The organism is Nonomuraea jiangxiensis (genome assembly GCF_900099965.1).
GTDB lineage: Bacteria > Actinomycetota > Actinomycetes > Streptosporangiales > Streptosporangiaceae > Nonomuraea > Nonomuraea jiangxiensis.
In genome coordinates, this window is the sequence record NZ_FNDJ01000036.1 from 104,874 (window position 1) to 110,873 (window position 6,000).

The following is a 6,000-nucleotide window of genomic DNA, read 5'->3' on the forward strand; positions in this document are numbered from 1 at the left end:
GCGACGATCTCGACCAGGAACTGCTGACGGACCGGGCGGAAAAGCGTTCGATCTTTCCCCGGCCTTCGGTTGGCCCGGTCCCGAGTGGATGATCTTCACCATCCCTTGGGGTGGCCTTCGTCAATTAAGCAGAGTGAACCGCCCCTGGCCTTCATGTACTCCGCATCAAGCATTGCCCAGCTGGTGCTGCGGTGCCCTACGCCTGATGAAAAGTCAGTCGCGGCAGATAACGTCACCCACCATGAGCGCCCCGTACGCATGGTCTGATCTCTTGCCGGAGGATGAGCCGCCGGCCGAAGGCCCCGACCATCCGCCGTTGCCGCCGGGCCACGGTCTCCACCCTCCGACGGGCGAATCAGAAGTCAGTCAGCTCGAAGAGCGGTTGGGTGTGAGCCTGCCGCCGAGCTACCGGCACTTCCTGCTGTTCTCCAACGGCTGGGGCGTCGAGGAGTACTCCCTGGCGCCGGTCGCGGAAGTCGGCTGGCTCCGTGACGTCTGGCCCGCAGCTGTCGAAGCCTGGACATCGCCCGCAGATGAAGAGCGCCCGAGCGTGCCCGATGACGTCTACTTCGTCTACGGAGAGGAGCAGAACCGGCACGCCATCAGAGTCGAATATCTGCCTGACACCCTGCTGGTCGGGCTGTGGGACGGACTCCTTCTTCTCAACCCCCACGTCATGACCTCTGATGGTGAGTGGGAGGCCTGGCTTCTCGCCGCCTGGAAGGCCGGCGCCGATCGCCACAGGTCCTTCTGGGACCTGATGAAGGACCTGTGTACCCCACGCAGATGACTTTGGGTCCGCCGGCGGCAGGGGACCGCGTCTATCCCCGCCCGGCTGCGCCTCTCCACACGGGCCAATATGAACCCGACGAATCTTCCGAGCACCGCGCCAGTGATCATGGGACGACTTCGGGGCGTGGTCCGAGTCCGAACGAGCCGTACGCGAGCGTGAAGCTCATGTACGCGGATTACGAGCCGGTGCAGTCGGCATGCATCGCGGCCCTCAAGGAGCACAGCGCTACGGCTTCCCGATCCCACAGAAGCTGAGGTGCCGCGGTGATTCCGGACAGCCGTCTTATGGTCGCAGCCTATGCGGCTGATGGGAATGAAAGGGACTCGTTCAGCACCTCAAGAGGCGGTCGGTAGCCGAGCGCCGAGTGCAGGCGGCGCCGGTTGTAGAACCCTTCGATGTAGCGGATGACCTGCCGTTTCGCTTTGGCTCGGGTGGTGAAGACAAACCGGTGAAGCCATTCGTTCTTGATCGCGCTGAAGAACGATTCGGCCATCGCATTGTCGTAGCAGATTCCGGTGCGGCCGACCGAGCGGCGGATGCCCAGGCCGGTCAGGAAACGGCCGAACTCCTCTGAGGTGTAGTTCGAGCCGCGGTCGGAGTGGAACACCGCGCCCGGCTGGAGCAGGCCGGTGCCGGCCGCCATCCGGACCGCGTCCTTGATGAGTTCGGTGCGGTAGTGGTCGGCCATCGCCCAGCCGAGCACGGCCTTGCTGTGGCAGTCGATGACGGTGGCCAAGTAGAGGAAGCCTTCCCAGGTGGGGATGTAGGTGATGTCGCCGACCAGCTTGGTGCCCGGTTGCTCGGCGGTGAAGTCGTGGCCGACCAGGTCGGGGATGCCACAGAAGTCGCCCTGCACGGTGGTGGTGGGGCGAAAGGCCCGCACCTGGGCCGGGATGAGGCCCTGCTCGCGCATTAACGCCCGGACCAGCTCGGCCGAGCAGTGCTCGCCCCGGCGCAGCAGGGCGGCGTGCACCCGCCGGTAGCCGTAGGTCTCGTGCGAGTCGGCGAACACCTCGGCCACCAGCCCGGCCAGCAGCGCGCGGCGTTGCGCGGTGGCCGAAGCCGGCCGCTCGGTCCACTCGTAGTAGCCCGAGCGGGACACGTTCAGCCATCTGCACATCTTGGCGATCGCGTGGTGGGCCTTCTCCGCATCGATCAGCTCGTACTTGGCGAGCGTCATCGACCTTCGGCCGCGAAGAAGGCGGCCGCTTTTTCAGGAAGATCAACTTCTCGCGCAACTCGGCGTTCTCCCGCTCCAGCTCCCGGATCCGGGCCCGCTCCGGCCCGGAGACCGGCTGTTCATCTGGGTGCACGACCCGATGCCGAGTCACCCAGCTGCCCAAGGTGCTGGCGTTGATGCCGAACTCCCGGGCCACCGCCGCCACCGTGCGATCGCCCTCCAGCACCATCCGGACGGCTTCTTCCTTGAACTCGGGAGAGAACTGCCTACGACGCCTCGTCACGTACCTACCTCTTCCAGACTTCTGTCAGCTTATGTAGCCGACTGTCCGGAATCTGCTAGGCGCCTCAAGCACAGCGAGCGCGTGGTGGAGAACAGTTGATGTCGTAGCTGTACTTCTCAGCTGCACAAGATCGGAAAGGCCACTTCCCGATCATGGGGAGTGGCCCTTGACCTGCTGTGGAGTCTAGGAGATTCGAACTTCTGACTTCCTGCTTGCAAAGACGCATGTCGATCTTGCTCGATCTGCGAAGATGCAGCTCAGCCTGCGGGTCGCATCCTCCCTGATTCCCCGCTGGTCCCCTTGGCTTCCCGCCCCATCGGGCACACAACGGGGCACGCCAGCCACACCGCCCGGTGGGCCGGGGCTTAGGAACAAAACCCTGGACCATCGATCGCCCTCAGCCCGCTACGGCGGCCAGCCATCGGCAGGCGGTCGTAGATGTTGTACCAACTGCGACGGTTTTACAGCGCGTGACCGTTCTTGCTGCCTCAATGCTTCCGACCCGCGGCGCCATCTTGTCCAGCAGTCTCCAACAGCAAGATCTTGCACATATATTGCACGGTTCCCCCGACGTCACCGTGAGACGCTGAACCCTGTAGATCAACCAGCTGAGGCAATGCCGCAAGGAGTGCCGCATGAACCGTACCGCCTGGAAATCGTTCCTGGAGCGCTGGAACGAAGACCTGTTCACCGTCCCTGACATGAGGCCGCAATCGGTGCTGAACAAGCCGGTCATCGACAGCTGGTTCGGGTTCCCGCCAGCCTCCATCGAGCAGGTGGGCGCAGCAGAAAAGCGACTGGGGTGCACGCTGCCGCCGTCGCTTCGTGAGTTTCTCCTAACAAGTGACGGCTGGCAGAGGGCGGGCTATTTTGGGGGCGAGGTGCGCGGTACCGGTGAACTCGGGTGGCTGCGTGACCTGGAGCCGTCGTGGGTCAAGGCTTTAGGCAGCGATGAGGGCACGGCCTTGATGCAGCGGGCGCTGCTGCTCTCGGAAGCGGCGGATGACGGCGTGCTGTTCCTCGCCCCGGGAGACGCGGACGAGCACGGAGAATGGGCCGCCTACGAGTTGTTCTCCTGGTCCGATGAGGGACCGGAGCGGCACGGTTCCTTCGCCGAGTTGATGGATGACCTGCGCGCTGGCTTCTACGCTCTGCAGTACCCGCAAGGCCGGCCCTAGCGCGAATGGATGGGGTGATCTAGCTTTGCGGTGGCATCGAAATGAGAATGGCGCACTTGGCGCCTGTGGGCACCTCTACCGTGACGCGACGTACGACTGGTTCGTCAGGGATCATGCTGATCCGAATGTTGCCAGGCCCGATAGAGCATTGGCGAGGCAGTTGTGACCGATCTACGTGAACAATGATCGCTCGCTTGCTCCAACGCAGTCCAAGGCGAGCCGGAACGACGCCCTCATCTTGTGTTTGTGCTCCAGCCAGACCAGTCACACAAGCCTGATCGTCTCGTCGCCGTCGTCCCACCCTGTAGGGCCTCGCCTCAAGATCAGTGGCGGGGTGTTTCGGCTGGTGGAGCCCAAAAAGATTCGAACTTCTGACTTCCTGCTTGCAAATCGTTCTGATCTTCGAGCGCAACGGCCTCGACCTGCCCTGAAGACGGTCGGCGAGTGACCGTGAATAACCGCTGCTGACCGCCCTTAATGGCACGCTAATGGCACGACGATCAACAGATGAGGTGTTGCGGATGGCGTTCACCTACGCCGATGTTGCCTGGCTGGCCGAAGACGACGAGTTGGGCGATCTGTGGAACCTGACCTTCGTGCGTGAAGTCACCGAGGTGGAGGCGCTTCTCCGACTGGGTGCCGACCAGGAGAGCATCCGGCCGCTCACCTATGACGAGTTAATAGACAATGGCCTCTTTCCTGAGACCGTGCTCGCGGGGCGAGTGGGCGGCTGGACCGTGCTCATCGAGGAGAGCGGGTGGACGTGCACGGAAGCCGACAAGGCACAGGCACTTTCGGCCGGGACCGTGGCCGTGGCGGTCCTGAGGCACGACTACGCATCCGACGACTTCGTTTACGCGGTGGACAGGGAATTGGTCACCCACTTCAACCCCAAGATTCCAGAACAGCGGCACGGAAGCGATCCTGATCGGCTCAACGACCTGATGAGGGAGGTGGGCCTTGATCCCGATGGTGTACCCGGAACCGACGCTGAGGCACCGTCGTCGGTGACTGGAGCGCTTCTCCTCGCGGCCCGGTTGACCGGCGTGGTGTTGCCCCTGGAGATCATCAGAGGGCCGCTCATGAGCGGCGTCGTCGGCTGACAGTCCTGATGCCACGTCCGGCGGCCAGCGTGGGGGTGGGTACCAGATGAGATCCTGCCCCAGCTGCCCGAAGTCGGTCGACTGTGTGAACTCAAGACCTGCGGATTAAAAGATCCAGTTCGAGCCGTTCCAGATCGTTCAATGCAGGTCGACGCCTGCACCCGATACATTCTGGACGGCTCTGATCGGCCTCGTATTGCAACTCAAAATGCAACCCTGGCGACCCGCGACGGCCACGGACAGGAACGGTCTGACCTTCTGTGTATTTACAAGGTCCCATCAGTCGGCGCTGGGCTGCTGAAGCCACTCCGCGTACAGATCCAGCAGAATACGGACAGCCTTGTCTGGATGGAGGTAGCTTGCCGCATATTCGCCTTCGACGGTCTGCTCGCGTGTCCAGTTGGCGAGGGCAGCGGGGTCATCGCCGCCGATGTCGAGTGAGCAGGTGTCCCAGCGGCACCGGTAGTAGAACCGATCCCCTGATGGGAGGGTGCCTTCGAGCTGGATCGGCGCGGCAAACCCGGTGATTTCGATCGTCCAGCCCTGGGACCGCAGTTCGGGCAGCAGTCGCTGCCAGGCCGCGTCGGCTTCTTGAACGTCGGCCGAAGGATGCGGATCACGGCTCGTGAGAGTGAAGCCCGCCGAGGTCAGCGTATCGATGATGCTGTCAGCCCGACTCGTGGCATGGACGGCAACGCGCGTTGGCTCGCGCGGAATCGAATTGATCAGCGCCTCTCGCTGCTCGGCGGGCAGGTGGTCGATCATGAGGTTGTACAGGGCGCGCTGGGAGTCGGTATTCATGATGCCGATGGACTCTCCGTTTGGACCGCGGGCATGGAAACTGATCCCATATTGGTCGTGGTGCTTCTCCTCGAGCACAATGCCGAGCGCCGCCGCCAGCGTCTGCGCCGCGCCTTGGACCGGCTGCTCAGAGGTGAATGTCAAGCTCTGCCGCGACCAGTCCACAACCCAATCCTTGCTCACCCTGTACTCCAAGCCAAAAGCAATTCTGTTCCTCATTAAGTCGTCGTGGACATTACGATCGGTGGTGCGCTCCATGCGTAGTGGTCCGTGGTCCGTGGCGAAGGCTCCTGGCTAAACGAGGTCTTGCGCCAGTGAGGTGATCTCAGAGAAATAATTCGGGCGATTGGGGATTTCGGGACGCCTGTGGTGGCGTTTCGTGCCTTTCGGGAGAAGCCGTCGAAGGCCGGAGACAGACGTGGAGCCTCCGGTAGATGAGTTCTCACCACAAGAATCCCTGCCGCCCGAAAGGCTCCACGTGATTGCTCATCGTGCCATGCTCGACGTTCCCCGTGCACTGGTTCAGTACGTTGCCCGGCTGCTCCAGGACGAACGTCGCCGGCTCGGCACTCCCAAAGGCAGTCGCGCCCTGACCCCGTTCTGGCAGGCGGTACTGGTTCTGCGCTGGTTCCGGGGCGAGTGCGACATCCCCAAACTCGGCC

General features: G+C 63.0%; 5 protein-coding genes and 1 pseudogene. 4 read left to right on the forward strand and 2 right to left on the reverse strand.

What is annotated here, in order from left to right; genetic code table 11:
- Positions 1-241 precede the first annotated feature (241 nt).
- Positions 242-790: an SMI1/KNR4 family protein gene (locus BLS95_RS55045; RefSeq protein WP_176993774.1), complete on the forward strand. Its 549-nt coding sequence runs from the start codon at positions 242-244 to the stop codon at positions 788-790.
- Positions 791-1,088: 298 nt separating this feature from the next.
- On the opposite strand, the gene BLS95_RS47335 is transcribed toward BLS95_RS55045, so the two are convergent.
- Positions 1,089-2,256, reverse strand: a protein-coding gene (locus tag BLS95_RS47335; protein ID WP_090946179.1) for an IS3 family transposase whose coding sequence is annotated in 2 segments (ribosomal slippage) — positions 1,089-2,001 and positions 2,000-2,256 — 1,170 coding nt in all. Because the reading frame shifts where the segments join, the coding sequence is not laid out codon by codon here.
- 635 nt (positions 2,257-2,891) lie between these two features.
- Here BLS95_RS47335 and BLS95_RS47340 point away from each other — a divergent pair.
- Positions 2,892-3,434, forward strand: coding sequence for an SMI1/KNR4 family protein (locus BLS95_RS47340; protein ID WP_090946180.1), 543 nt, complete (start codon positions 2,892-2,894; stop codon positions 3,432-3,434).
- Between the two features lie 521 nt (positions 3,435-3,955).
- Positions 3,956-4,537, forward strand: a complete 582-nt coding sequence (locus tag BLS95_RS47345) for a DUF6461 domain-containing protein (RefSeq protein WP_090946181.1) — start codon at positions 3,956-3,958, stop codon at positions 4,535-4,537.
- A gap of 279 nt (positions 4,538-4,816) precedes the next feature.
- Here BLS95_RS47345 and BLS95_RS47350 read toward each other — a convergent pair whose 3' ends face one another.
- Positions 4,817-5,596: a hypothetical protein gene (locus BLS95_RS47350; RefSeq protein ID WP_090946182.1), complete on the reverse strand. Its 780-nt coding sequence runs from the start codon at positions 5,594-5,596 to the stop codon at positions 4,817-4,819.
- 238 nt (positions 5,597-5,834) lie between these two features.
- On the opposite strand from BLS95_RS47350, the pseudogene BLS95_RS60080 reads away from it, so the two are divergent.
- Positions 5,835-6,000 (forward strand): annotated as a pseudogene (locus tag BLS95_RS60080) (IS5/IS1182 family transposase); the annotation flags it as partial.

Excerpts from the sequence above, each read along its gene's own strand:
- BLS95_RS55045 (WP_176993774.1), top strand. The coding sequence starts at position 242 with ATGAGCGCCCCGTACGCATGGTCTGATCTCTTGCCGGAGGATGAGCCG.
- BLS95_RS47340 (WP_090946180.1), top strand. The coding sequence starts at position 2,892 with ATGAACCGTACCGCCTGGAAATCGTTCCTGGAGCGCTGGAACGAAGAC.
- BLS95_RS47345 (WP_090946181.1), top strand. The coding sequence starts at position 3,956 with ATGGCGTTCACCTACGCCGATGTTGCCTGGCTGGCCGAAGACGACGAG.
- BLS95_RS47350 (WP_090946182.1), bottom strand. The coding sequence starts at position 5,596 with ATGGAGCGCACCACCGATCGTAATGTCCACGACGACTTAATGAGGAAC.